This is a genomic window from Vibrio rotiferianus CAIM 577 = LMG 21460, assembly GCF_002741985.1.
Classification (GTDB): domain Bacteria; phylum Pseudomonadota; class Gammaproteobacteria; order Enterobacterales; family Vibrionaceae; genus Vibrio; species Vibrio rotiferianus.
Window position 1 is genome coordinate 48260 of the sequence record NZ_APHW01000036.1, and the last position, 25052, is coordinate 73311.

The window sequence follows — 25052 nt, forward strand, 5'->3', positions numbered from 1 at the left end:
CCGTTAGTTGGTGGCAGAAACTGCCACCGACCTAATTACCAAGTTTGGGTTGCTACGAAGTCGTCAGTCAGTTTCTTCAACTGAGCTTCAACTTCATCGTTGTATGCACCCGTCTTGTCGATCTCAGCTGCGAATTCAGCGTATTGACCGCGAGCGTACGATAGTAGAGCCGCTTCGAAATCTAGCAGTTTGCTTAGTTCAACATCTGCTAAATAGCCGCGCTCTGCCGCGAAGATTACTAGTGCTTGGTCAAATACAGACATTGGAGCGTACTGCTTCTGCTTCATTAGTTCTGTAACTTTTTGACCGTGGTCTAGCTGTTTCTTCGTCGCTTCATCAAGGTCAGACGAGAACTGTGCGAATGCCGCTAGTTCACGGTACTGAGCTAGTGCAGTACGGATACCGCCAGATAGCTTCTTGATGATTTTCGTCTGAGCTGAACCACCTACACGAGATACTGAGATACCTGGGTCAACGGCTGGGCGTACACCCGCGTTGAATAGCTCAGTTTGTAGGAAGATCTGACCATCGGTAATCGAGATTACGTTAGTCGGTACGAATGCTGAAACGTCACCTGCTTGAGTTTCGATGATAGGAAGAGCAGTCAAAGAACCAGTCTTACCTTTCACTTCACCGTTAGTGAAACGCTCTACGTACTCTTCGTTTACACGAGCTGCACGCTCTAGTAGACGCGAGTGTAAGTAGAATACGTCACCTGGGAATGCCTCACGGCCTGGTGGACGTTTTAGTAGTAGAGAGATCTGACGGTAAGCTACCGCTTGCTTAGATAGATCATCGTAAACAATCAGTGCATCTTCACCGCGATCGCGGAAGTATTCACCCATCGCACAACCTGCGTATGGCGCTAGGTATTGTAGCGCTGCAGATTCAGAAGCAGATGCAACAACAACGATAGTGTTAGCTAGCGCGCCGTGCTCTTCTAGTTTGCGAACTACGTTAGCGATAGTCGATGCTTTCTGACCGATTGCTACGTAGATTGAGAAAATACCAGAGTCTTTCTGGTTGATAATCGCATCGATCGCCATTGCTGTTTTACCAGTCTGACGGTCACCGATCACAAGCTCACGCTGACCACGACCGATAGGGATCATTGAGTCAACTGATTTGTAGCCAGTTTGTACAGGTTGGTCTACCGATTTACGGTCGATTACACCTGGTGCGATTACTTCTACAGGCGAAGTCAGTTTCGCTTCGATTGGACCTTTACCATCGATAGGTTCACCTAGCGTGTTTACTACGCGACCTAGTAGTTCTGGACCAACTGGCACTTCAAGAATGCGGCCAGTACCTGTAACTTTCATGCCTTCCTTAAGGTCAGCATATGGGCCCATTACTACCGCACCAACCGAGTCACGCTCAAGGTTAAGTGCTAGTGCATAACGGCCACCCGGTAATTCAATCATTTCACCTTGCATCACGTCCGCTAGGCCGTGGATGCGGATGATACCATCGCTTACCGATACGATAGTACCCTCGTTGCGAGCTTCACTAACAACTTCGAAAGATTCGATACGTTGTTTGATTAGATCGCTAATTTCCGTGGAATTAAGTTGCATGCTCCAATCCCCATTAAGACTGCAATGCATCGCTCAGGCGGTTCAAACGACCACGCGCTGAGTCATCGATGACTAGGTCTCCGGCTCGAATAATAACCCCACCAAGTAGGGTCTCATCTACGCTGCAATTCAGCTTCACTTTGCGTTCAAGACGCGCTTCAAGTTTGCTGCCAATATTTGCTAGCTGCTCATCAGAAAGTTCGCTTGCTGAAATCACTTCAACATCGACTTCTTTCTCATGCTCTTTCTTCAATAAGAAGAATTGCTCACAAACATCAGGAAGGGCCGTCAGACGACCATTCTCAGCCATAACCTTAATCAGGTTTTGACCGTGCGCATCAACTTGTTCACCGCAAACTGCAACAAAAATTTCTGCCATTTTATCAGCTGAAACAGAACCCGTTAAAAGTTCATTCATTTGTTCGTTTTTGGCAACTTCAGTAGCGAAAGACAACATTTGGCCCCATTGGTCCAACTGGTCTTTGTCTACAGCAAAGTCAAAAGCTGCTTTAGCATAGGGGCGTGCGATTGTAGTCAAATCAGACATATGCGCCCCCAGACTTAAAGTTTTGCAGTAATGTTGTCGAGAATATCTTTCTGAGCGTCTTTATCGATAGTACGCTCAAGGATTTTCTCAGCACCAGCTACAGCCAGAGTAGCAACTTGTTTGCGCAGCTCATCGCGTGCACGATTACGTTCAGCTTCAAGTTCTGCTTCCGCTTGCGCTAGGATTTTCTGGCGTTCTGCCTGAGCTTCCTCGCGAGCTTCATCAATAATTTGAGACTTACGCTTGTTCGCTTGGTCGATGATCTCAGTTGCTGTGCGCTTCGCTTCTTTCATCTGATCAGAAGCGTTGGCTTGTGCTAGATCCAAGTCTTTTGCAGCACGTTCCGCTGCTTGAAGACCATCAGCAATTTTTTTCTGACGTTCTTCAATCGCTTGCATCAACGGTGGCCATACATACTTCATGCAGAACCACACAAATAGTGCGAACGAGATTGCTTGACCTAGCAGAGTTGCGTTTATGTTCACAACAGCTACCCCTCTATTTGGACTTAGTGTTAATCAGTGACAAGCCTGAGCTCGTCCCGAGTTAAAGGTGATTAACCTAGTTGACCAACGAATGGGTTTGCGAATGTGAATAGTAGCGCGATTACGATACCGATCATTGGAACCGCATCAAGTAGACCTGCGATGATAAACATCTTAACTTGTAGCATAGGAGCCATTTCTGGTTGACGTGCTGCACCTTCTAGGAATTTACCACCTAGTAGTGCGAAACCAATCGCTGTACCAAGAGAAGCAAGACCGACGATAATACCTACGGCGATTGCAGAAAAGCTCAGTAAAGTTTCCATTACTATCTCCAATTTATAGTTGTTGGCTTAGTGCCCAAATAAAAAGCTTAAAAAATTAATGATCAGAGTCTTCGTGTGCCATTGACAGGTAAACAATTGTCAACATCATGAATACGAAGGCTTGAATCGTAATAACCAAGATATGGAAGATTGCCCACGGTAGTGAACCCATCCATTGTAAGTACCATGGTAGCATTGCCGCACAAAGAATGAATACAACCTCACCCGCAAACATGTTACCGAATAGACGCATACCGAGTGATAGAGGTTTCGCTAGTAGCGATACCACTTCAATCAATAGGTTAAACGGAATCATCAGTGGGTGATTGAATGGATGTAGTGCAAGTTCTTTTGCGAATCCACCTAGACCTTTCACTTTGATGCTGTAGTAAATCATCAATGCAAAAACGCCTAGAGCCATAGCCATGGTGATATTCACATCAGCAGACGGTACAACCTTAAGATAAGGGATACCTAGCCAATGCTCTGCTGGGTATGGTAAGAAGTCGATCGGGACTAAGTCCATCACGTTCATCAAAAATACCCAACAAAAGATAGTCAGTGCTAAAGGCGCGATCAGTGGGTTGCGTCCATGGAACGTGTCTTTGACGTTTTCCGCGACAAATTCAACGATCATTTCTACAGCACACTGAAGCTTACCTGGTACACCCGCTGTTGTTTTCTTCGCTACTTTGTAAAAAATTCCTAGGAAAATTAAACCAGTAAACCAAGAAAAAAACAGGCTATCGATATGTACGTTCCAGAAACTTGCTTCATCCGCTACCAAGCCTAACTTAGCTAAAGATAGGTTTGATAAGTGGTGGGCAATGTATCCGGACGATGTTAGCGCTTCACCTGGCGCAGCCATAACTCATCCTATTTTTTGTTGTTAATGAATAGCACTGGTGCACAGATATTAATACCTAGTACCAGCAAATAGGTTAGTTTGAGGGGAACGAGTTCCACCTGCATATACATGTAGGCTACGTAGAACAACACAACCGTGATGAGAATTTTCAGAACTTCACCTGTGTAGAAAGAGGCCGCGACACGCTTGGCAGCGCGAGCTCCACTAAACATAAAAGCACAAAACGCAAAGACAGCGTTGGCAACAACAAAAATGCCCCCACCAACCAGCGCTGAAAGTCCCCATTCAGGATTCACGGCTATCGCCATTCCTGCAGCCACAAAAATAACCGCGCCAGACTGGATCATCAACAATTGCCTTGCGAGCTCTCGTCCTGGTCTAGCTAACGCAGCTACCATGTATTCGTACCTCTAGTAATATCCACTTCGCACTAAACTCTCTGTGCAGGGAAATTGGCGAAAATTATACGGTCAGTCCAACTGAATGCAATTAAATTGCAGCAAAAACTTACAGTTTTGTTTACAAACCGACAACTTTCACACAAAATTCGATTATTTTGATTAATTGACCTAAATCAATTATCTCATCTAGGCCTCAAGCTTGGCAATTAGTTGCTCCAATTTGTGAGGCTCATCAATACTTATCGTCACTTTTGCTTTGCCATTCGCTGAACGGACTAAAGAAACTTTAGCATCAAGCAGTCGACTCAATTTATGCGACATTTGCTCTGCTTCGGTATCTTCTTGTTGAGCTTTTTGCTCATTTTGTGGCGCTAAGCACTTTTTTACTAACTGTTCGGTCTGACGAACGGTCATTTGTTTCTTTGCGACCTGCTCTGCGACTTCGACTTGTTGCTCGCCTTCTAGAGCCAACAACGCACGAGCATGCCCCATTTCTAATTTTTTGTCTGCAACCAAACCTTTTACATCAATTTCTAGCTGATTAAGACGTAATAGGTTACTTACTGTGGTTCTTGATTTACCAATCACATCGGCTACTTGCTGATGGGTGAGAGTAAACTCATCCTGCAAACGCTCAAGTGCTTGAGCTTCTTCAATCACATTCAAATCTTCACGCTGAATGTTTTCAATCAACGCCATCGCAATTGCAGCACGGTCTTCAACCTTTTTCACCAAACAAGGCACGCGCTTCAGTCCGGCTTGCTTGGCCGCACGCCAACGACGTTCACCAGCAATGATCTCGAACTGACCGCTCGCCACTTGACGCACCACGATAGGTTGAATGATACCTTGTGACTGAATCGAAGCTGCCAGCTCCTCTAACGCCTCAGGAGCCATATCTTTACGCGGTTGGTATACACCCGGCTGTAACTGGCCTATCGCTAAATCTGCCAGTTCTCCATCCGCTGATAGAGCCTGACTTTGAGATGCAATGTGCTGTTTCTCACGCGCTAACGAACTGGTCGACAATAACGCATCCAGTCCTTTTCCAAGACCACGCTTAGACATGGGATGAATTCCTTAGGTTAGTGTTAAACTGGGACTTCTTCGCGGCGAAGCATTTCGCCTGCTAGAGCAAGATACGCTTTGGCGCCAGCAGAGTACTTGTCGTAGTACATGGCTGGTTTACCGTGGCTCGGCGCTTCGGCCAAACGCACATTACGTGGGATTACAGTACGGTAAACTTTACTACCAAAGTGCTTTTTCAGTTGATCGGATACTTCATTAGACAGGCGGTTACGTGGATCGTACATAGTACGTAGTAAGCCCTCAATTTTGAGGTTCTCATTGACCACGGCCGCTAACTTGCTGATTGTATCCATAAGAGCAGTTAAACCTTCTAACGCAAAGTATTCACATTGCATCGGCACCAGCACAGAATCTGCTGCGGCCATAGCGTTGATTGTAAGAAGGTTTAGAGAAGGAGGACAATCAATAAAGATGAAATCATAGTTATCGCGAACTGACGCAAGGGCATTTTTCAAACGCACTTCACGAGCGAATACTTCCATCAATTTGATTTCCGCAGCGGTCACGTCACCGTTCGCCGCAATCAGATCGTATTTTCCAGTGGTCTGCGTACACACAACTTGATCAAACGGCGTATCTTCAACCAGAAGATCATACGCCGTTGCGTCTACCATGTACTTATCCACGCCACTGGCCATCGTAGCATTACCTTGAGGGTCGAGATCGATCACCAAAACTTTGCGCTTTGTTGCCGCCATCGAAGCTGCTAAGTTAATGCACGTTGTTGTTTTGCCGACCCCACCTTTCTGGTTGGCGATTGCTACGATTTTACCCACGATTACCTCGCTAATTTTCCTTGCGCGATAAGATTACTAGATGACGATCACCTTCCAACTCAGGAACAGCTAAAGATATGATCTCTGTCACACAACACCATTCAGGAAGCAGATCTATTTCATCTTTAGGGTGTTGTCCTTTCAACGCAAGAAACACCCCAGAATCTTGTTTAGGCAGATGATGACACCACTCCACCATATCCGTCATTGAAGCAAAAGCTCGACTCAAAACGCCATCAAATTTTTCTTCTGGTTGGAACTCTTCGACGCGACTTTGAATTGGCGTCACATTTTTCAGTCCCAGCGAATGCACAACTTGCTTGATAAAGCGAATGCGTTTGCCAAGACTATCAAGTAAGAAAAATGTCTTACCTGGGTTCATTATCGCCAATGGAATACCAGGCAAACCAGGCCCTGTACCTACATCAATAAAGCGCTCACCTGGTAAGTGAGTGCTAACGATGATGCTATCAAGGATATGTTTCACTAACATATCAAGAGGATCACGAACCGACGTTAGGTTGTAAGCTTTATTCCACTTGTCGAGCAGTTCGACGTAACCAACTAACTGCTCACGTTGTTTATCAGAGACTTCTAAATCGGTTTTGGCGATCAGAGCATCCAGTCTAGTACGTAGTGCGCTCATTACTCTTCCTCACCTTTTTTCAACAAGCCATGTTTTTTCAGGTGCACTAGCAGAATAGAAATCGCTGCAGGCGTAATACCTGAGATACGAGATGCAATACCGATGCTTTCTGGTTTTGCTTCCGTTAGCTTCGCCACAACTTCATTGGAAAGGCCTTTTACGTCTTTGTAATCGATATCGGCTGGTAACTTAGTATGCTCGTGGCGTAGTGACTTTTCGATCTCTTCTTGCTGACGCTTGATGTAACCATCGTACTTCACTTGAATTTCTACCTGCTCAGACGCTTGTTGATCTTCTAGTGCAGGTGCGAACGCATCAAGTTGCGTCAGTTGCGAGTATGAGATCTCCGGACGACGCAGAAGATCCTCACCACTCGCTTCACGTGCCATTGGTGTTTTTAGTAGCTTATTCAGCTCATCGATACCAGCTGAGTTCGGGTTCATCCACGTCGATTTAAGACGTTGACGCTCACTCTCCATGTTATCGATTTTCTCGTTGAAACGTGCCCAACGCACATCATCAATCAAACCAAGTTCACGTGCTTTTTCTGTCAGACGTAAATCGGCATTGTCTTCACGCAACAACAAACGGTATTCGGCACGAGACGTGAACATGCGGTACGGTTCTTTGGTACCCATGGTCGACAAGTCGTCAATCAGCACCCCCATGTACGCTTGATCACGGCGAGGGCTCCAGCCTTCTTTGCCTTGGCTGTGCAAACTTGCGTTCAAACCAGCCATCAGACCTTGTGCCGCCGCTTCTTCGTAACCAGTTGTGCCGTTAATTTGGCCAGCAAAGAACAAACCACTGATGAATTTAGTTTCGTAGGTTTGCTTCAAATCACGAGGATCGAAGAAATCGTACTCAATCGCGTAACCAGGACGAACAATGTGTGCGTTCTCAAAACCTTTCATAGAACGAACGATTTGTACTTGCACGTCAAATGGCAAGCTAGTGGAAATACCATTCGGGTATAGCTCGTGCGTCGTTAGGCCTTCTGGCTCAATGAAGATTTGGTGGCTGTTCTTGTCCGCAAAGCGCATCACTTTGTCTTCGATAGACGGGCAGTAGCGTGGGCCAATCCCTTCAATCACACCGGCATACATTGGGCTGCGATCAAGGTTGTTGCGGATCACCTCATGAGTTTGTTCATTGGTGTGTGTAATAAAACATGGGATTTGACGTGGCTGGTGCTCACGTTTACCCATGAATGAGAATACAGGTGTTGGGTTATCACCGTGTTGTGCCTCTAACACTGAGAAATCCACACTACGTGCATCGATACGTGGTGGTGTACCTGTTTTCAGACGATCGACACGAAATGGCAGTTCACGCAGTCGATCCGCCAATGCGATCGATGGTGGATCCCCAGCGCGACCGCCAGAAGAGCTTTCCATACCGATGTGGATCTTACCACCAAGGAAGGTGCCAACCGTTAATACCACCGCTTTTGCGTGGAATTTCAGACCCATTTGCGTCACAACGCCAACCACACGATCTTGGTCCACAATCAGATCATCAACCGATTGTTGGAACAGAGTAAGGTTTGGTGCGTTTTCTAGCGCGTTACGTACATACGCTTTGTACAATGCACGGTCAGCTTGAGCACGTGTTGCTCGAACCGCTGGACCTTTAGAGGCATTTAGTGTTCGGAATTGAATACCTGCATGGTCAATGGCCTCAGCCATCAGACCGCCCATAGCATCCACTTCTTTTACTAAGTGACCTTTACCGATACCACCAATCGCCGGATTACAAGACATCTGGCCTAATGTATCGATGTTATGGGTAAGGAGTAAGGTTTTTTGTCCTGTGCGTGCAGATGCGAGCGCGGCTTCCGTTCCTGCGTGTCCGCCACCGACAACAATGACGTCAAAGTTTTCGTGATAAAGCATGAACTGACCTCAGGTATTCAAAGGATTAAATGGACAGATAAAAAAGAGCGGTATTTTACCTTTTTTATCTGTGAGAGAGAATCGTTTTCTCGCTTTTCACATTTTAGTCTTCAAGACTATATATATAAGATCTATATATATGATCTTTTATTGGATCTATTATTAGGATCGCAGGTTTCTGTGGATAACTAGAAAATGATCAACAAGATCATGGATCTTCTTTGGATCATATCTTGTGATCATGATTTGATCTGATCGAGGATTACCTGGGATCAAAAGTGTGGGTTATGCACAGGGGTAAAATTGGATCCAAGTTGTTATTTGGATAACTAAAGGAAAATCACTGGATCTTCCCTGACTTATCCACAGACGGTTTGAGTGTTTTTTGAGCGGTTGAACAATTGGTTTTGCTAGGAGTTGTTCACAAAGAGGAAAATCAGAGCCGTGATTCGACTCTGAGAGAGGGGAGTTAAGCGGAAAATCGAGACAGGTTTTCGTTTAACCACGTTTCAGCTGCATCTTCTGGCACGTCGTGGCTAAGCACATCAATTTTCAAGCAGTCTGTAATAGGCGTAGCACCGATGTCTTCGAGTAGGTCATACGCGTGCTGACCTGCTGCGCAGAAGGTATCGTAGCTTGAGTCACCAATTGCAATCACCGCAAACTTCACATCAGCCATCTTAGGTGGCGTATTCTGCAATGCAGCAATGAAAGGCTGAATATTATCTGGGTATTCGCCCGCACCGTGGGTTGAAGTAATCAACAACCAAGTGCCTTGGTTCTCGATTGATGCCAATTCAGGTTGGTTGTGGATCGTGGTTTCAAAACCGTTTTCATTCAGTAGATCACTAAGGTGATCACCCACGTACTCTGCGCCACCTAGCGTACTGCCTGTAATAATGTGGATCATGTGTCTTCCTTTATTGAGCCATACTGACGTCAGCATTACTGTTAGCGTCAGTACAAAAAGAAACGCGGTGTTAAACTTATGCTTAACACCGCGCGTTTTGATTATTTACCGATACAGAATGAGGAGAAGATTCGGCCTAATAGGTCATCCGAGCTGAATTCACCGGTAATCTCATTCAAGTGCTGTTGAGTGATTCGTAACTCTTCTGCCAAGATTTCTCCAGCCATAAAGCCTTCAAGTTGCTCTTGACCGATTTGAAGATGCTGAGCAGCACGTTCTAGTGCATCCAAGTGACGACGACGAGCCATAAAGCCGCCTTCGGTGTTACCTGAGAAGCCCATACATTCTTTTAAGTGGCTACGTAAAGCATCCACACCAGCTCCTGTTTTTGCAGAGAGGCGAATTAAGGTTGGATCGTTGACATGGCAGATCCCCATTTCTTCACTGGTTTGATCCGCTTTGTTGCGGATCACTGTCATGCCGATGCTGTTAGGTAGGCGATCAACAAAGTCTGGCCAGATGTCTTTTGGATCCGTCGCGTCAGTTGTCGTACCGTCCACCATGAATAGCACTCGGTCAGCTTGGGCGATTTCATCCCATGCGCGCTCGATACCGATTTTCTCGACTTCGTCTGAAGCGTCACGCAGACCTGCAGTATCGATGATGTGTAGTGGCATTCCATCAATATGGATATGCTCACGTAGTACGTCACGGGTGGTACCTGCAATATCGGTCACAATCGCAGACTCTTTGCCTGACAGGGCGTTCAGTAGGCTTGATTTGCCTGCATTGGGGCGACCAGCAATCACGACTTTCATGCCTTCGCGCATAATGGCGCCTTGGTTCGCTTCTTTGCGTACCGCATCGAGGTTATCAATGATGGCTTGTAAGTCGCCAGATACTTTCCCATCGGCCAAAAAGTCGATCTCTTCTTCAGGGAAGTCAATCGCGGCTTCAACGTAAATACGCAAATGGATCAGCGATTCCACCAGCGTTTGAATACGTTGTGAGAACTGACCCTGCAGTGATTGCAATGCTGATTTGGCCGCTTCTTCTGAGCTGGCATCAATCAGGTCGGCAATCGCTTCTGCTTGAGTAAGATCCATCTTATCGTTTAGGAAGGCGCGTTCAGAGAACTCACCAGGACGCGCGGCACGCACGCCATCAATACCCAAGATACGCTTAATCAGCATATCCATTACCACAGGGCCACCATGACCTTGCAGTTCAAGTACGTCTTCGCCTGTAAATGAATGTGGGTTAGGGAAGTACAGTGCAATGCCTTGGTCTAGCACGGTGCCATCTTCCGCTTGAAATGGCAGATACTCTGCGTAGCGAGGCTTTAGCGTTTTACCTGTGACTTCTAGCGCCACTTGATTGGCCTTAGGGCCAGAAACACGAATAATGCCGACACCACCACGACCGGGTGCGGTAGCCTGAGCGACAATCGTATCTGTAGTCATAATCTTGCCTTTTGAGCTGGGCTATAGGCGTTGAAACCTAGGGAGCCAGAACCAGTTAATTAGCTGAATTGTAATCAGCCAAAAACAAAAAGGCGACCTTTTGGCCGCCTTTCTTATGCTTTTCTATCAAGGTTACTTAGTGTGTAAGCCTTTTTTCTCCAGCGCTTTGTAAATCAAAGTTTGCTGGATAAGCGTAACGATGTTCGACACCAACCAGTATAGAACTAGACCTGATGGGAAGAACAAGAAGAAGAAGGTAAACATAACCGGCATAAAGGTCATGATCTTCTGCTGCATTGGATCCGTTACGGTTGTTGGGCTCATCTTCTGGATTAGGAACATTGATGCACCCATCAGTAGCGGCAGGATGTAGTAAGGGTCCTGTGCTGAAAGGTCGTGAATCCAACCGAAGAATGGTGAGTGACGAAGCTCAACCGATTCCATTAGTGCCCAGTATAGCGCGATGAAGATAGGCATCTGTAGGATAAGAGGTAGACAGCCACCCAGTGGGTTCACTTTCTCTTTCTTGTACAGTTCCATCATCTCTTGGCTCATGCGCTGACGGTCATCACCGATGCGCTCACGCATTGCTTGCAGCTTAGGCTGTAGCATACGCATTTTCGCCATAGACGTGTATTGCGCTTTCGTTAGTGGGTACATTGCACCACGAACGATGAAGGTCAAACAGATGATTGCCACACCCCAGTTACCCACGAAGCTTTGGATGAAAGCAAGCAGTGAGTGAAGTGGTTTAGCGATGAACCATAGCCAGCCGTAGTCCACAACTAGATCTAGGTTTGGTGCCACTGCTGCCATTTCGTTTTGTAGCTTAGGACCAACCCATAGTGTTGCTTCAAACTTCGCTTGGTCGCCCGTTGCGATAGTTTTGTTTGGCATACGCACGCCGATGTCGCCTAGGTTACCAATCACGCGAGTGTACAGGTTAGTACCTGGTTCGTTGCGTGGGATCCAAGCTGCAGCGAAGTAGTGTTGGATCATTGCTGCCCAACCTTGGCCATCCGCTAGGTTGATAGACAGGTTACGATCCTGCATATCTTCGAAGCTGTATTTCTTGTAACGAACGTCTTCTGTAGAGTAAGCGCCGCCACGGTAAGTAGGCATTGTGATGCTACCACCAGCGTCCATTAGATTTTGACGCAAGTGAGCGTACATACCAAATGTTGCGTTGTTACCAGAGTTGTTCACTACATCGTATTCTACGTTCAGCGCGTAGCTGCCACGTTTTAATACGTAAGTCTTGATGTATTCGATGCCATTCGCAGTGAAAGTTATTGGAACGCGTAGTTCATCTTGACCGTCAGCTAGAGTGAAGCTGTCTGCGCTTACATTGTAGTGAGGACGGTTAGTGCTGCTAAGGTCGATACCTTGAGGGCCCACTAGACCGCTTTGTGCGATGAACTGGTGACCTTTAGTGTCTTTTAGCAGAACGAATGGGTCTGATGAATCAAGTTCAGCAGAGTATTTGTTCAGGTCGGCATGTACCACATCGCCACCAACGGTGTCGATCGACAGAGTTAAAACATCAGTCGTTACTGTGATAGTTTTTGCAGAAGCTTGCTGTTGACCAGGAACTGGGTCTAGCTCATCCGCAAAAGATGGTGCAGGTAGAGTACTGCTTGATTGAGCCTGTTCAACCGCTTGAGGTGCTGGATTCTTTGCGACTTGCCACTGTTGAAACAGCAAGAAAGAAACCAGTGCCAGAGCGATGAGCAGGATATTACGTTGAGAATCCATCGTTAGTTATCTCTGTCTTGTTTTTGGACTGGTGGAACGGGGTCATACCCCCCCCTTCATTCAAAGGGTGGCATTTTAATAGACGTTTGCCTGATAACCAACATCCTTTTACAAAACCGTGAGCTCTCAAAGCTTCTAGTGCGTAAGTGGAACAAGTTGGTGTGAACCGGCAGCGAGGACCAATCAGAGGGCTGATAAACCAGCGATAAAGATTAACGAGCCCAATGGCTATCCACGTGAAGGGCGAGACAGGCGATGCCATAGCTTATCAAACAACTTAAATAATTCCTCATTGCTTAAATCTTGCGCGCTTTTCTTCGCGATCACAACAAAATCTTTGTTTGGAAGCTGATGTTGATTGTTACGAAAGCTTTCACGAGCCAAACGCTTAAAACGGTTACGACCGACAGCAGTTTTGATTTGCTTTTTCGGAACAGCTAAACCTAATCGTGGATGAGAAAGTTTGTTATTGCGAGCAATGATGGTGAAATGAGGCGAGCCAGCTCGATGAGCTTGCTGGAAGACGTTTTGATAATGCTCGGGAGTTAACAAGCGTAACTCCCGATTAAACGCGTACGTGTTCAAAATAAACTAGCGATTATTTTGATAGGCGCGCACGGCCTTTTGCACGACGTGCGTTGATAACTTTACGACCGTTCTTAGTTGCCATGCGAGCACGGAAGCCGTGAGTACGCTTGCGCTTTAGAACTGTAGGTTGAAAAGTGCGTTTCATGATAATTACCTTTACTGATCAGTAGTTTTAGGTTCTTGTTAAACCCGGCGTGGGCAATATGCTTTCTTTATATAAAGAAGCTCTTTATATAGAGAAGAACAACCGACGCCTCTCAACAAAGAGGCGGAATTGTAATCACACTCACATAATGTGTCAATGACTCATGTGTATGAAATTCCGGCCGGGCGATTATACGTAGTGTGAGTAAAATCTCAAGGATCGATTGATCCTAATGCTTGATCTTTACTCTATTCCCACTTGGTTAAGGAATTTTTTCAATCTAGGATCTTGTGGATTGTCGAAAATATCCTGTGGAGAACCTTGTTCAACAATGTTGCCTTCGGCCATAAAGAGCACTCTGTCAGCCACTTCTTTGGCAAATTGCATCTCATGCGTTACCACTAGCATTGTCTGGTGTTGGTTAGCTAACTTCTTCATTAATGAGAGAACTTCTCCAACCCACTCAGGATCCAGTGCAGACGTTGGCTCATCAAAAAGCAACAGTTCCGGCTGTAAGGCCATTGCACGGCCAATACCCACACGCTGCTGTTGACCTCCAGACAGCGCCGCTGGATAACTTTCGCCTTTATCGCCAAGACCAATGTCGTCGAGAATTTCTTGTGCACGTTTTAGTGCGTCATCTTTCTTCCAGCCACGTACGGTAATCAGGCCTTCTGCAATGTTCTGACGCGCAGTCATATGAGCAAATAGGGCATAGTTTTGAAAAACAAATCCTGTCCGGCGACGTAATGCTAATACTTCTGCTTTAGTATGCTTTTGCGTATCCACTGAGATGTCATCAATGGTGATGCGTCCCTGATCCGCTTGCTCTAAGAAGTTAACGGTACGCAGCAGTGTTGATTTACCCGTACCACTTGAACCGATAATAACGATGATCTCACCTTGTTTGATGTTGAGATCAATGCCTTTTAAAACTTCAGTATCACCAAAGCGCTTGTGAATATTTTCTAATTTGATCATCGTACATACGCCTTATTCAATTTCGCTTCTGCCCAAATTTGAACTCGAGTCAGAATCACCACCACACCCCAATAAATCAGTGCGACTGCAAGGAAAGCTTCAAAGAAGCGGAAGCTCGAAGAGGCTTCCATCTGCGCCTTGGCCATGATTTCTGCTACACCCAAGGTGAAGGCGAGGGAAGTCGACTTAATCATATCGATAAAGTAATTCATCAATGAAGGCAATGCGACTCGTGTGGCTTGTGGCAAGATAATACGACGCATCGCTTGTGGTGTTGTCATGCCCACCGACAAGCTCGCTTCCATTTGACTGCGATCGATACCGATGATGGCAGCACGAATGCTCTCTGCCATGTAAGCGGCAAAGTGTAATGTTAAACCAATTACCGCAGCAGAGAAGGCATCGATGCCGACCATGATCGGGAAGATTTGTGGTAGGCCGTAATACAACAAGAACAGCTGAACTAAAAGTGGCGTACCGCGAAAGAAGCTGATGTAAAGTTGACTTAACTGGTCGAGAACAGGCAGCTTAAATACACGAATATTAGCTAAAATAATGGCTAAAATCAGTGAAAAGACCAATCCCCATGTGGCCATTTCCATGGTTGTGCCAAGATACTTGAGCAGTATTGGCAGCAGTTCCAACATGTAATTAAAATCAAATCCCATACGACTTACCTTGAGAAAAGAAAAGGTGGAATACGAAGTTCCACCTTGTCATTAAGTTAAAAAAGGACGCGAGATAAAACTCAGCGTCCTAAAAGAAGAGAAATGTTACTTAGTGATGTCGGCACCAAACCATTTCACCGAAATCTTCTCTACTGTTCCATCGGCGCGCATCTCTGCAAGTGCTTTATTCACTTCTGCCTGTAGTTTGCGACCTTTCTCGTTATCTACGAAAGGCCAAGCGTTTTGAATGGTTTCAAACGGTTCACCCGCAAGCTCTAGTGGCAGGCCCGTTTTCTTAATCAATTCTAGGGCAGACAAGCGATCCATGATGAATGCATCAGCGCGGCCAAGTGCTACGTCGTGCTCAATACCCGTATCGTAAGTCTTAATATTGATTTTGCCGTCTTTATCGTAATCGCGCAGCAGTTGCTCAAAGTTGGAGCCTAGGTTTACCGCAACAGTTTTACCGGCGAGGTCTTCTACACCTTGAATGCTGTCATTGCCTTTACGTACCGTGATTTGTGCACCGTCTACCACATAAGGGTCTGCGAAAAGGTATTTGGCTTTGCGTGCTTCCGTCATGGTGATCTGGTTAGAGATGGTATCAATACGGCCGGTTTCTAGTAGGCCGAATAAACCAGAGAAGTTCGCTGTGACGTATTCGATCTTGTAGTCGTTGCGCTTACCGATCTCGTCCCACATATCTACTTCAAAACCTTGTAGCTTGTCTTGCTTAACAAAGGTGAATGGGAAGTAGCGACCTGACATGCCGACTTTTACTTCCGTAGCTGCAGTGTCGACTGCTGCTTGAACGGTTGCTGCAGACAAAGCAATGGCTGCAACGGCAACCTTAATCCAGTGTTTCATAATACATCTCCATACTTTTATGGTTGGAAATACTACTGTTAGTTAGCTCAATTAAATAAATAACCAAGTGCAATAACCTAGACCTGAGAGTAATAAGATCGTATTTGGTATAGATAGTAGGCGATAAATTGGGATAAATGATGAAAAAACGATCGAAATGAACTGGATTGGCAATGAAAAAAGCACAATGAAGGAAAATTCATTCACAGACTTATCACCAATTGCTGGATCTGGTTGATTTTGCCTAAATGTGGATCGTTGTGTGGGCAATCTTGGGGCAAGATGTGTTGATCTTGCTATGTCCAGCGAAATAATTGTGAATAACTTGGATCTTATTCACTGGATCGTCGATCAATCGCTGGCGATCTTGGTTATCAACAGGTAAAATTGCCAGTCTTTTCCGATAATTCAAATACTCAGTGGGGGCACCGTGTCATCTTCGCTTTGGTTGCAATGTTTGCAGCAGCTTCAAGAAGAGCTACCAGCTACAGAATTCAGCATGTGGGTTCGTCCGTTACAAGCGGAGCTCAATGACAATACTCTCACTCTGTTCGCGCCAAACCGCTTTGTTTTGGATTGGGTTCGCGACAAGTACCTGAACAGCATTAATCGTCTACTGCAAGAATACTGCGGTAATGACGTCCCTAGCTTGCGTTTCGAAGTGGGCAGTCGCCCTGTAGCAGCTCCAAAACCGGCACCGACACGTACGCCGGCAGATGTGGCTGCTGAATCTTCAGCGCCTGCACAGCTGCAAGCACGCAAACCTGTACACAAAACGTGGGATGACGACGCTCAAGCTATCGCGAACATCAATCACCGCTCAAATGTGAACCCAAAACACAAGTTCAATAACTTCGTTGAAGGTAAGTCAAACCAACTGGGTTTGGCTGCTGCACGTCAGGTGTCAGATAACCCAGGCGCAGCCTACAACCCATTGTTCTTATATGGTGGTACAGGTTTGGGTAAAACCCACCTTTTGCACGCTGTGGGTAATGCGATTGTGGATAACAATCCAAACGCAAAAGTGGTGTACATGCACTCTGAGCGTTTTGTACAAGACATGGTAAAAGCACTGCAAAATAACGCGATTGAAGAGTTCAAACGCTACTACCGCAGTGTTGATGCGCTACTTATCGATGACATTCAATTTTTTGCTAATAAAGAGCGTTCACAAGAAGAATTCTTCCATACCTTCAACGCATTGCTAGAAGGCAACCAACAGATCATCCTAACATCTGACCGTTATCCAAAAGAGATCAGCGGTGTAGAAGATCGTCTGAAATCACGTTTTGGTTGGGGTCTAACCGTCGCGATCGAGCCGCCTGAGTTAGAAACTCGTGTGGCGATCTTGATGAAGAAAGCCGAAGACCACCAAATCCACTTAGCGGACGAAGTAGCGTTCTTTATTGCTAAGCGTCTACGCTCTAACGTTCGTGAACTGGAAGGTGCACTGAACCGCGTAATCGCAAACGCAAACTTCACTGGCCGCCCAATTACGATTGATTTTGTTCGTGAAGCGCTGCGCGATCTACTTGCTCTGCAAGAGAAGCTGGTGACGATCGACAACATTCAAAAGACCGTCGCTGAATACTACAAGATTAAAGTGGCGGATCTACTATCTAAACGTCGCTCTCGATCGGTTGCGCGTCCTCGTCAGTTGGCGATGGCGTTGGCAAAAGAGCTGACCAACCACAGCTTGCCTGAAATTGGTGATGCATTCGGTGGTCGTGACCACACCACGGTGCTACATGCTTGTCGCAAGATTGAGCAGCTGCGTGAAGAGAGCCACGATATTAAGGAAGATTACTCTAACTTGATTCGCACCCTGTCCTCGTAATCGGTTAGAATGGCAGTATTCTAAGCAAATCACTAATTGAGCTGACAGCGTAAAGAGCCAAGCATGAAATTTACCATTGAACGTAGTCATTTAATCAAACCGCTACAACAGGTTTCGGGCGCTCTGGGTGGCCGACCAACCCTGCCAATTTTAGGTAACCTACTGATCAAAGTAGAAGAGAACGTGTTATCCATGACCGCAACCGATTTGGAAGTGGAATTGGTGAGCAAAGTGACTCTAGAAGGGGATTTTGAAGCGGGCAGCATTACCGTTCCTTCTCGTAAGTTTCTCGATATCTGCCGTGGCCTACCAGACGATGCGATCATTACCTTCGTACTAGAAGGCGATCGCGTACAAGTTCGTTCAGGCCGTAGCCGTTTCTCTTTAGCTACACTACCAGCAAATGATTTTCCAAATATCGAAGATTGGCAAAGCGAAGTTGAAGTATCACTGACTCAGTCTGAGCTACGTACGCTGATTGAAAAAACGCAATTCTCGATGGCGAACCAAGACGTTCGTTACTACCTAAACGGCATGTTGTTTGAAATCGACGGTACGACGCTACGCAGCGTGGCAACCGATGGTCACCGTATGGCAGTGTCTCAAACACAATTGGGTGCCGACTTTGCACAGAAGCAAATCATCGTGCCACGTAAAGGTGTACAAGAGTTGGTGAAACTGATGGACGCGCCAGAACAACCTGTTGTGCTACAGATTGGCAGTTCAAATGTACGTGCAGAAGTAAATAACTTTATCTTCACATCTAAGCTTGTTGATGGTCGTTTCCCTGATTATCGCCGCGTAATGCCACAAAGTACGACCAAAACACTAGAAGCAAGCTGCGATGAATTACGCCAAGCGTTTTCTCGTGCAGCGATTCTTTCTAATGAAAAGTTCCGTGGTGTTCGTGTGAATCTTGCCGGCAGTGAAATGCGTATTACTGCAAATAACCCTGAGCAAGAAGAAGCGGAAGAAATGCTAGACGTGACCTTCGAAGGTGACGCTATTGAGATCGGCTTCAACGTAAGTTATGTGCTGGACGTACTTAACACCCTACGTTGCGATAATGTGCGTATATCGATGTCAGATGCCAACGCCAGTGCGTTGATTGAAAATGCAGACGACGACAGTGCCATGTACGTGGTGATGCCAATCCGTCTGTAAGTCATCTGAATGCCACTTTCTCGCCTCATCATTCAGCAGTTTCGAAACATTAAAGCCTGTGATATTAACCTATCAGCAGGCTTTAACTTTCTTATCGGACCGAATGGCAGCGGCAAAACCAGCGTCCTAGAAGCGATTTATTTGCTCGGACATGGCCGCTCTTTCAAGAGCTCATTGACTGGCCGAGTTATCCAAAATGAGTGCGATGAACTGTTTGTTCATGGTCGTTTTTTGAACTCGGATCAATTTGAGCTACCTATTGGCATTAATAAGCAGCGTGATGGCTCAACAGAGGTTAAAATAGGCGGTCAATCTGGGCAAAAATTGGCGCAACTTGCACAAGTTTTGCCTTTGCAGTTGATACACCCGGAAGGGTTTGATCTCCTCACGGATGGTCCAAAGCATCGTCGTGCATTTATTGATTGGGGCGTGTTTCATACTGAGCCAGCTTTCTATGATGCATGGGGGCGCTTTAAGCGTCTCAACAAGCAACGCAATGCTCTACTTAAAACTGCCAGAAGTTATCGCGAACTCAGTTACTGGGATCAGGAAATGGCACGTTTGGCAGAAAATATCAGCCAATGGCGAGCACATTACATCGAACAGATGAAAACCGTAGCGGAAACCATCTGTCAGACATTTTTGCCAGAATTTGAGATCCAATTAAAGTATTATCGTGGATGGGACAAAGACACGCCCTATCATGAGATACTAGAGAAAAATTTCGAGCGTGATCAGTCGTTGGGCTACACCTTTAGTGGGCCGAATAAGGCTGATCTGCGCATTAAAGTGAATGGCACTCCAGTTGAGGACGTCCTATCACGCGGTCAATTAAAGCTCATGGTGTGTGCATTGCGCGTGGCGCAGGGACAACACCTTACCGAAATGACCGGAAAACAATGTATTTACCTAATTGACGACTTTGCGTCGGAATTAGACAGCCAACGTCGTAAGCGTCTTGCTGACTGCTTAAAAGAGACGGGCGCACAAGTATTTGTAAGCTCTATCACTGATAGCCAAATCGCCGATATGTTGGACGATACGGGCAAATTGTTTCATGTGGAACATGGCAGGATAGAGTCAAACTAGAAGAGAGAAACTCATGTCTGAAAATTACGATTCATCGAGTATTAAGGTACTAAAGGGTCTGGATGCGGTTCGTAAGCGTCCAGGTATGTACATCGGCGACACGGACGACGGCACCGGTCTTCACCACATGGTCTTTGAGGTGGTGGATAACTCAATTGATGAAGCGTTGGCAGGTCACTGTAAAGACATCGTTGTGACAATTCATGAGGATAACTCGGTTTCAGTTACGGATGATGGTCGTGGCATTCCAACAGAAATGCACCCAGAAGAGCAAGTATCGGCAGCAGAAGTTATCATGACGGTACTTCACGCTGGTGGTAAGTTCGATGATAACTCATACAAAGTATCAGGCGGTCTGCACGGCGTAGGTGTTTCTGTAGTAAACGCACTGTCTGAGAAAGTAGTTCTGACTATCCACCGCGGTGGTCATATCCATACGCAAACTTACCACCACGGTGAGCCTCAAGCGCCACTAGCGGTAGTAGGTGACACTGAGCAAACGGGTACACAAATCCGCTTTTGGCCAAGTGCTGAAACCTTCACAAATATCGAATTCCATTACGATATCCTAGCAAAACGTCTACGTGAGCTTTCTTTCCTAAACTCAGGTGTTTCTATCAAGCTGGTTGATGAGCGTGAAGCAGACAAGAGCGACCACTTCATGTTTGAAGGTGGTATTCAAGCGTTCGTTGAGCACCTAAACACCAACAAAACACCGATCATTGAGAAAATCTTCCACTTCGATTTTGAACGTGAAGATGGCATTGCCGTAGAAGTAGCAATGCAATGGAACGATGGCTTCCAAGAGAACATCTACTGTTTTACCAACAACATTCCACAACGCGATGGTGGTACTCACCTTGCTGGTTTCCGTGCGGCGTTAACGCGTACACTGAACACCTTTATGGACAAAGAAGGTTTCTCTAAGAAAGCGAAAACGGCAACTTCTGGTGATGACGCTCGTGAAGGTCTAACTGCGGTTGTTTCGGTTAAAGTGCCAGATCCTAAGTTCTCGAGCCAAACCAAAGACAAACTGGTTTCATCTGAAGTGAAATCTGCGGTTGAGTCGGCAATGGGTGAAAAACTGTCTGAGTTCCTAATTGAGAACCCAACAGAAGCTAAGATGGTGTGTACTAAAATCATCGATGCAGCACGTGCTCGTGAAGCGGCGCGTAAAGCTCGTGAAATGACTCGTCGTAAAGGTGCGCTAGACCTAGCAGGTCTACCAGGCAAACTTGCAGACTGTCAGGAAAAAGATCCAGCACTCTCTGAACTGTACATAGTGGAGGGTGATTCGGCAGGCGGCTCCGCAAAACAAGGCCGTAACCGTAAGAACCAAGCAATCCTACCGCTAAAAGGTAAGATTCTTAACGTAGAAAAAGCGCGTTTCGACAAGATGCTTTCTTCTCAAGAAGTAGCAACGCTGATCACGGCACTAGGTTGTGGTATCGGCCGTGACGAGTACAACCCGGACAAACTGCGTTACCACAACATCATCATCATGACCGATGCTGACGTCGATGGTTCGCACATCCGTACGCTACTGTTGACCTTCTTCTACCGTCAAATGCCAGAGCTTATCGAGCGTGGCTACGTGTACATCGCTCAGCCACCACTTTACAAAGTGAAGAAAGGTAAGCAAGAGCAGTACATCAAAGATGAAGACGCGATGAACCAATACCAAGTTGCTTTGGCTCTTGATAACGCGTCACTACACGTAAACGCAGAAGCGCCAGCATTGGCAGGTGAAGCGTTAGAGAAGCTAGTTCAGCAATACAACGCAGGTATCAAACTGGCGGATCGTATGAGCCGTCGTTACCCAAGCGCGCTAGTTCATGAGCTAATCTACACGCCGCGTCTAACGGCAGAGCAATGTCACGATGCAGCAGCAGTAGAAGCGTGGACAAAACAGCTAGTTGAACAGCTAAACGCGAAAGAAGTAGGCGCAAGCCAATACAGCTTCGAAGTTGAGCAACACGAAGAGCTAGGTCTAAACCTACCTAAGATCATCGTACGTACTCACGGTGTGACGCACAACTACGCACTAAGCATCGACCTACTGAACTCGAAAGAGTACGGCAAGCTAGCGGATCTATCTGAAGCGCTAGACGGTCTGCTAGAAGAAGGCGCTTACATCAAGCGTGGTGAGCGTACTCAGCCAGTATCAAGCTTTGCATCGGCACTTGAGTGGCTAATCAAAGAGTCGCGTCGTGGTCTAAGCCTACAGCGCTACAAAGGTCTAGGTGAGATGAACCCAGATCAGCTTTGGGAAACAACAATGGACCCTGAGACACGTCGCATGATGCAAGTAACCATTGAAGATGCGGTAGGCGCAGACCAATTGTTCACAACGCTAATGGGTGACCAAGTTGAGCCGCGTCGTAACTTCATCGAAGAGAACGCGCTGAAAGTAGCAAACCTAGACGTTTAGACTATTTTTCCTTTGCTGGATATGCTGATTTCGTTGTCGAAGGTGCTCACATACACTTGTATGCTGCGCGCCTTCTCCTAGAACTAAGCATATCCCCCTGCGGAAAAACGAATCTAAATTTCTTTTGATAGAATTTTAAAAGCACTGCCTTCGGGTGGTGCTTTTTTATTGAGTGAGAGAAACCAGATAAAAGAAACGAGAATGGGCTGCGCCCTGTGGAGACGGGGAGGCTTGGCTTTGAAACTCTACGTTTATGGGAAGAGTGGGTGTAAGTGTCGCTTTTCATTATCAGTATGTTAGGGCGTCATCCTCGAGAGGGAGGAACGACCGAGTCGGGGATCTAAAAATATTTTCACTGGATCCCTTGAAAGCCCATTTTTCGACCTTATATCTAGTTATGAAGAGGGATGGCTAGCTTGCTCAACAAGAGAAGAACAGCGCCTCTGGAATCGCTAAACGAGATCGCTCAGGAGAGGATACTCAGTTTTAGCACACAACTTGACCCTAGATTCGACATCATGTCCCCGCACCTAAACAGTAGGTCAGAGGAATGAATCATCGGATCCCTTAGTTCGGCGTTTTCTTGCATAAATGCGCCACGTGGATGACCTTCATCTGGGCTAAGACTATTGCTTAAAAGAGGATAGATTATGCGTAATGTAGATTTCTCACCACTATACCGTAATGCAATTGGCTTCGACCGTCTGTTCAACCTGATGGAAGCAAGCTCTGCGAAGAACACTTCTGGCGGTTACCCTCCATACAACATCGAGCAAAAAGACGAGCACAACTACCGTATTACTATGGCAGTCGCAGGTTTTGCTGAAGATCAGCTCGATTTGACTCAAAACGAAAACATGTTGATTGTGAAGGGCGAGCGTAAAGCAGAAGAAGGTAAAAACTACGTTTACCAAGGTATTGCGGAGCGCGATTTTGAACGTAAATTCCAACTTGCGGATTACGTAAAAGTCGTTGGTGCATCAATGGAAAACGGTCTACTTCATATCGATTTAGTTCGTGAAATTCCAGAAGCAATGCAACCGCGTAAGATTGCTATCGGTGGCAACAACCTGATTGAAAACAGCTAGTCAGCTAATGACACTTCAGTTAACCACCCGGTTATAGAATGAGAAAGAGCGCCATATGGGCGCTCTTTTTAGTTTGGGACTTTCAAAGCCACTATTGCAAGGCCGCAATTCAAAGATAAGCGGCTGAGTTCAATCGGTCTATTTACCTTCGCGGTAAGCCTTTTCCACTTCTTCAGCGATAATCGCAATGCCTTTTTGCATCATCTCGTCGTCTTGAACGTAGTTCATACGCAAGCATTGGTGCGCATGATCCCACTCGTCCTTCTGACCAATAAAGAAGTATTCACCCGGAACAATCAAGACCCCACGCGCTTTCAAGCGTTGGTACAGTTCCATTGTCGTAATTGGCAGTTCATCAAACCATAGCCACAAGAAGATCGCGCCTTCCGGTTTGTGAATACGAAAGCGCTCATCGGTAATCGCTTCTTGGAGCAGTTCGACCGCACGTTGCGACTTCTGCTTATAGAACGGCTTAATCACCTCTGAACTCAGTTTAAGCAGATCACCTTTACCAATGATGTGGTTTGCCAGCGCTGGACCAACACTGCCCGGAGCTAAGCTGATGATGCCGTTCATATTGGTTAACGCTTGCGTGATTTCTTCACTCGCAATCACAATGCCACAGCGCACGCCTGGTAAACCAAGTTTAGATAAGCTCATGCACAGGATGGTGTTTTCATTCCAGAACGGTTCGACATCTTCAAAAATGATATTTGGGAACGGCAGACCGTAGGCGTTATCGATGATCAGCGGAATGTTGTTCTCACGTGCTAGCTTGTCCAGCTTACGTACTTCTTCGTCTGTCAGTACGTTACCCGTTGGGTTGGTTGGGCGAGACGCGCAGATTGCCGCAACAGAGTCATCAACTTTTAGCTGCTCAAAATCGACGTGGTATTTAAACAGACCGTTATCCAACAGCTCGATTTCTGGGTGGTAAGAGACAAAGATATCTTCATCAATGCCTGCATCACCATAACCGATGTACTCAGGCGCGATAGGCAGTAGCACTTTCTTGTGCGAACCGTCTGGCTGTTTACCTGCCAACAAGTTGAACAAGTAGAAAAAGCCACTTTGGCTGCCGTTAGTTAGGCTGATGTTTTTCTCGGAAATATCCCAGCCGTAAGTTTCACGGAATAACTGAGCCAGCGCTTTAACGAACGCGTCTTTGCCCTGCGGACCATCGTAGTTGGCGAGGGCGGCGACGAGCTCCCCACTGGCGAGCATTTCCTCACTGGCTTGGCGAAAGTAATCGAGCATGGCAGGAATGGCGGCTGGGTTGCCTCCACCGAGCATGATGGCACCTGGTGTGCGCAGACCATCATTCAAATCGTCCATTAACTGCGTGATACCTGAATACTGATTAAATTTTTCACCAAACTTTGAGAACTGCATTTGTCGTTATACCTAATTCATTGTGATTGCTTTGTGTATGTTTGTGCCGATGTTTTATCGGCTT

Annotated in this window: 24 protein-coding genes and 1 pseudogene; 5 read left to right on the top strand and 20 right to left on the bottom strand. The window is 46.3% G+C overall.

The features are described 5' to 3' along the window. Window positions 1-35 precede the first annotated feature (35 nt). The 19 genes and pseudogenes from atpA to B853_RS15290 all read right to left on the bottom strand — a co-directional run bounded on the left by atpA (window position 36) and on the right by B853_RS15290 (window position 15987). Window positions 36-1577 (bottom strand): F0F1 ATP synthase subunit alpha, encoded by a 1542-nt coding sequence (gene atpA, locus B853_RS15200; protein WP_005451027.1) that lies wholly within the window; start codon window positions 1575-1577, stop codon window positions 36-38. A 13-nt stretch (window positions 1578-1590) separates the two neighbouring features. Continuing rightward, window positions 1591-2124 carry a F0F1 ATP synthase subunit delta gene (atpH, locus tag B853_RS15205; RefSeq protein WP_010444722.1) on the bottom strand — a complete coding sequence of 178 codons (534 nt, stop codon included), beginning with the start codon at window positions 2122-2124 and terminating at the stop codon, window positions 1591-1593. A 14-nt stretch (window positions 2125-2138) separates the two neighbouring features. After that, a complete protein-coding gene (gene atpF, locus B853_RS15210; protein ID WP_005451032.1) occupies window positions 2139-2609 on the bottom strand; it encodes a F0F1 ATP synthase subunit B in 471 nt (156 codons plus the stop codon). Window positions 2610-2680: 71 nt separating this feature from the next. Continuing rightward, window positions 2681-2935 carry a F0F1 ATP synthase subunit C gene (gene atpE, locus B853_RS15215; RefSeq protein ID WP_002540812.1) on the bottom strand — a complete coding sequence of 85 codons (255 nt, stop codon included), beginning with the start codon at window positions 2933-2935 and terminating at the stop codon, window positions 2681-2683. A gap of 55 nt (window positions 2936-2990) precedes the next feature. Next, window positions 2991-3803 carry a F0F1 ATP synthase subunit A gene (atpB, locus tag B853_RS15220; RefSeq protein ID WP_010444751.1) on the bottom strand — a complete coding sequence of 271 codons (813 nt, stop codon included), beginning with the start codon at window positions 3801-3803 and terminating at the stop codon, window positions 2991-2993. An 8-nt stretch (window positions 3804-3811) separates the two neighbouring features. Further along, window positions 3812-4201 carry a F0F1 ATP synthase subunit I gene (locus B853_RS15225; protein WP_010444753.1) on the bottom strand — a complete coding sequence of 130 codons (390 nt, stop codon included), beginning with the start codon at window positions 4199-4201 and terminating at the stop codon, window positions 3812-3814. A gap of 189 nt (window positions 4202-4390) precedes the next feature. Then, window positions 4391-5272 (bottom strand): ParB/RepB/Spo0J family partition protein, encoded by an 882-nt coding sequence (locus B853_RS15230; protein ID WP_010444756.1) that lies wholly within the window; start codon window positions 5270-5272, stop codon window positions 4391-4393. Between the two features lie 23 nt (window positions 5273-5295). Beyond that, on the bottom strand, window positions 5296-6069 hold the full coding sequence (locus B853_RS15235; protein WP_010444758.1) for a ParA family protein: 774 nt from the start codon (window positions 6067-6069) through the stop codon (window positions 5296-5298). Between the two features lie 10 nt (window positions 6070-6079). Beyond that, window positions 6080-6715, bottom strand: a complete 636-nt coding sequence (gene rsmG, locus B853_RS15240) for a 16S rRNA (guanine(527)-N(7))-methyltransferase RsmG (RefSeq protein WP_010444760.1) — start codon at window positions 6713-6715, stop codon at window positions 6080-6082. Further along, on the bottom strand, window positions 6715-8610 hold the full coding sequence (gene mnmG / locus B853_RS15245) for a tRNA uridine-5-carboxymethylaminomethyl(34) synthesis enzyme MnmG (RefSeq protein WP_010444761.1): 1896 nt from the start codon (window positions 8608-8610) through the stop codon (window positions 6715-6717). The genes rsmG and mnmG overlap by 1 nt, the downstream gene beginning before the upstream one ends. Before the next feature lie 469 nt (window positions 8611-9079). Continuing rightward, window positions 9080-9520, bottom strand: a complete 441-nt coding sequence (gene mioC, locus B853_RS15250; protein WP_038885238.1) for an FMN-binding protein MioC — start codon at window positions 9518-9520, stop codon at window positions 9080-9082. Window positions 9521-9621: 101 nt separating this feature from the next. Further along, on the bottom strand, window positions 9622-10983 hold the full coding sequence (mnmE, locus tag B853_RS15255) for a tRNA uridine-5-carboxymethylaminomethyl(34) synthesis GTPase MnmE (RefSeq protein WP_038885239.1): 1362 nt from the start codon (window positions 10981-10983) through the stop codon (window positions 9622-9624). A gap of 132 nt (window positions 10984-11115) precedes the next feature. Next, window positions 11116-12738, bottom strand: a complete 1623-nt coding sequence (gene yidC, locus B853_RS15260) for a membrane protein insertase YidC (RefSeq protein WP_038885241.1) — start codon at window positions 12736-12738, stop codon at window positions 11116-11118. Between the two features lie 2 nt (window positions 12739-12740). Beyond that, window positions 12741-13000: pseudogene (gene yidD / locus B853_RS15265) on the bottom strand (membrane protein insertion efficiency factor YidD). Further along, complete coding sequence (gene rnpA, locus B853_RS15270) at window positions 12967-13290, bottom strand: ribonuclease P protein component (protein WP_009699098.1); 324 nt, start codon at window positions 13288-13290, stop codon at window positions 12967-12969. The pseudogene yidD and the gene rnpA overlap by 34 nt, the downstream one beginning before the upstream one ends. Before the next feature lie 46 nt (window positions 13291-13336). Continuing rightward, window positions 13337-13471 (bottom strand): 50S ribosomal protein L34, encoded by a 135-nt coding sequence (rpmH, locus tag B853_RS15275; protein ID WP_005378825.1) that lies wholly within the window; start codon window positions 13469-13471, stop codon window positions 13337-13339. Window positions 13472-13714: 243 nt separating this feature from the next. Further along, complete coding sequence (locus B853_RS15280) at window positions 13715-14452, bottom strand: amino acid ABC transporter ATP-binding protein (protein ID WP_038885242.1); 738 nt, start codon at window positions 14450-14452, stop codon at window positions 13715-13717. Next, window positions 14449-15120: an amino acid ABC transporter permease gene (locus B853_RS15285; protein WP_038885243.1), complete on the bottom strand. Its 672-nt coding sequence runs from the start codon at window positions 15118-15120 to the stop codon at window positions 14449-14451. The genes B853_RS15280 and B853_RS15285 overlap by 4 nt, the downstream gene beginning before the upstream one ends. A 105-nt stretch (window positions 15121-15225) precedes the next feature. Then, a complete protein-coding gene (locus B853_RS15290) occupies window positions 15226-15987 on the bottom strand; it encodes an amino acid ABC transporter substrate-binding protein (protein ID WP_038885244.1) in 762 nt (253 codons plus the stop codon). A 430-nt stretch (window positions 15988-16417) separates the two neighbouring features. Here B853_RS15290 and dnaA point away from each other — a divergent pair, with 430 nt between their 5' ends. The 5 genes from dnaA (at window position 16418) to B853_RS15320 (ending at window position 23596) form a co-directional block, all read left to right on the top strand. Continuing rightward, the gene (dnaA, locus tag B853_RS15300) at window positions 16418-17824 is read left to right on the top strand and encodes a chromosomal replication initiator protein DnaA (protein WP_010444790.1); all 1407 of its coding nucleotides are present in this window, start codon (window positions 16418-16420) and stop codon (window positions 17822-17824) included. Between the two features lie 63 nt (window positions 17825-17887). Then, the gene (dnaN, locus tag B853_RS15305) at window positions 17888-18988 is read left to right on the top strand and encodes a DNA polymerase III subunit beta (protein WP_010444792.1); all 1101 of its coding nucleotides are present in this window, start codon (window positions 17888-17890) and stop codon (window positions 18986-18988) included. A gap of 9 nt (window positions 18989-18997) precedes the next feature. Then, on the top strand, window positions 18998-20077 hold the full coding sequence (gene recF / locus B853_RS15310; protein WP_010444794.1) for a DNA replication/repair protein RecF: 1080 nt from the start codon (window positions 18998-19000) through the stop codon (window positions 20075-20077). Between the two features lie 13 nt (window positions 20078-20090). Then, window positions 20091-22508, top strand: coding sequence for a DNA topoisomerase (ATP-hydrolyzing) subunit B (gene gyrB, locus B853_RS15315; protein WP_010444796.1), 2418 nt, complete (start codon window positions 20091-20093; stop codon window positions 22506-22508). A 650-nt stretch (window positions 22509-23158) separates the two neighbouring features. Then, the gene (locus B853_RS15320) at window positions 23159-23596 is read left to right on the top strand and encodes an Hsp20 family protein (protein ID WP_005426066.1); all 438 of its coding nucleotides are present in this window, start codon (window positions 23159-23161) and stop codon (window positions 23594-23596) included. A gap of 138 nt (window positions 23597-23734) precedes the next feature. Here B853_RS15320 and B853_RS15325 read toward each other — a convergent pair whose 3' ends face one another. Continuing rightward, entirely contained in the window at window positions 23735-24988 is a 1254-nt protein-coding gene (locus tag B853_RS15325; protein ID WP_038885246.1) for a valine--pyruvate transaminase, read from the bottom strand. Window positions 24989-25052: the final 64 nt, after the last annotated feature.